The 1192-nt window shown below is 73.3% G+C and carries 2 protein-coding genes; one reads left to right on the top strand and one right to left on the bottom strand.

Annotated features, from left to right (window positions below):
- The coding region (locus tag AX709_RS18535) for a hypothetical protein (protein ID WP_197432015.1) at positions 1–227 on the bottom strand (227 nt) is incomplete at its 3' end.
- A gap of 79 nt (positions 228–306) precedes the next feature.
- On the opposite strand from AX709_RS18535, the gene AX709_RS05015 reads away from it, so the two are divergent.
- On the top strand, positions 307–1192 hold an 886-nt coding region (locus tag AX709_RS05015), incomplete at its 3' end, for an FAD-binding oxidoreductase (protein ID WP_443026328.1).

Below are 1192 nucleotides of genomic sequence, written 5' to 3'. Positions count from 1 at the left end.
TCGACCCAGTTCATCGGCGGCAATGGCGGGATCGACCGCGCTGCCGCCGGCGTCACCGGTGCGCGGGGCACGCGAATGATGATCCGCTGCTGCACGCGCATCGTGCGCGTCACCACCCGACCGGTATCGTTGCGGGGCGGGTCGGCGGGGGGCGCGACCTGCGCGGGCACCGGGCTGGGACAGGCGGCGGCGGCGAGCAGCGTCAGATATGTCAAAGGCCGTGCCATCTTCACCCTATTGTGGTTGGCGAATTTAACCCGCGATGAACTGGCCGCAAGCGACGTTGCATGATAGCGCCGTCCCGCAATGGACGCGACCCTGCCCGATCCGGCGGCGACGCCGGCCCAGCGCGCGCTGATCGCCGACGTGCGGGCCATGCTCGGCGCACGCGCGGTGACCACCGATCCCGGCGAGATCGCGCCGTGGACGACCGACTGGCGCGGCCGCTGGCACGGGCGCGCCGCGGCGCTGCTCAGTCCCGCCGACACGAACGAGGTCGCGGCGATCGTCCGGCTGGCTGCGCACCACCGGGTCGCGCTGGTGCCCCAGGGCGGCAATACGTCGATGGTCGGGGGGGCAACGCCGCCGTCCGACGGATCGGCCCTGATCGTGTCGCTGCGCCGGATGGACCGGATCCGCCAGATCTCGGGCGAGGCGGGGCTGGCGGTCGCGGAGGCCGGCGTCATCCTGGCGACGCTGCACGACGCCGCCGGCGGGGTCGGTCGCCGCTTTCCGTTGACGCTGGGCGCGCGGGGCAGCGCGACGATCGGCGGGCTCGTCTCGACCAATGCCGGCGGCACCCAGGTGCTGCGCCACGGCACGATGCGCCAGCTGGTGGCGGGGGTGGAGGCCGTGCTGCCCGACGGCCAGGTGCATGACGGCCTCGCCGCGCTCAGAAAGGACAATCGCGGCTACGATCTCAACCAGTTGCTGATCGGCGCGGAGGGAACCTTGGGCATCGTCACCGCCGCCACGCTCCGCCTGGTGCCGGCGATTGGCGCGCGCGCGGTCGCCTGGGCGGGACTGGCATCGCCGGCTGCCGCGCTGCAACTGCTGCGCCGGATCGAGCGCGCGGGCGAAGCGGTCGAGAGCTTCGAGATCATTCCCGGCGACTCGCTCGACCGGGTGCTCGCGCATCTGCCCGGCGCGCGCGCGCCGCTGGCGGGTCGCCACCCCTGGCATGTGCTGATCG

This window comes from Sphingomonas sp. CCH15-F11 (assembly GCF_001557005.1).
Classification (GTDB): Bacteria; Pseudomonadota; Alphaproteobacteria; order Sphingomonadales; family Sphingomonadaceae; genus Sphingomonas.
This window is presented reverse-complemented; position numbering and strand designations above follow the sequence as displayed.